At 57.5% G+C, this 457-nt stretch carries 1 protein-coding gene; it reads left to right on the plus strand.

What is annotated here, in order from left to right:
• Nucleotides 1-265 precede the first annotated feature (265 nt).
• Nucleotides 266-457 (plus strand): conjugal transfer protein TraD (locus DY467_RS25570; RefSeq protein ID WP_164639843.1); only part of this gene is annotated, 192 nt, incomplete at its 3' end.

Raw genomic sequence — 457 nt, forward strand, 5'->3', positions numbered from 1 at the left:
GACTTGAACGCAGCCACGACTTCACGGGTAGGCGCGGCGTCGCTTGCGGCCAATAACCTTGACGTGAAGATGATAGATCGTCATCGCGATCGGATCATTGCCACGGCCAAGCGCACGTCGGAACGACGTATAAGCGCGCCCTCGAAATGAATTTCTCGGGACAGTTCGCGCTGTGCCAGACCGTCCCGGCAACACTACATCATTCCGGCAGGCGCTCAATTATCCTCACCACATCCTCAACTAACAACGATGATGGACACGGCACATGCGCAAACCGCGAGATTACGATTCCGAACTGAAGGCGCTTGAGGACAAGGCGAAAGAACTCAAGACGCGCAAAGTACAGCAGCTCGGCGAACTGGTCATCGCTACCGGGGCCGACGCCCTCAATGCCGACGAACTGGCGAGCGCGCTGATCGTGCTCGCTGAAACGACAGATGCTGGTAAGAGGGAAGCG

This window comes from Rhodopseudomonas sp. BR0G17 (genome assembly GCF_010907025.1).
Taxonomy (GTDB): domain Bacteria; phylum Pseudomonadota; class Alphaproteobacteria; order Rhizobiales; family Xanthobacteraceae; genus Rhodopseudomonas; species Rhodopseudomonas palustris_H.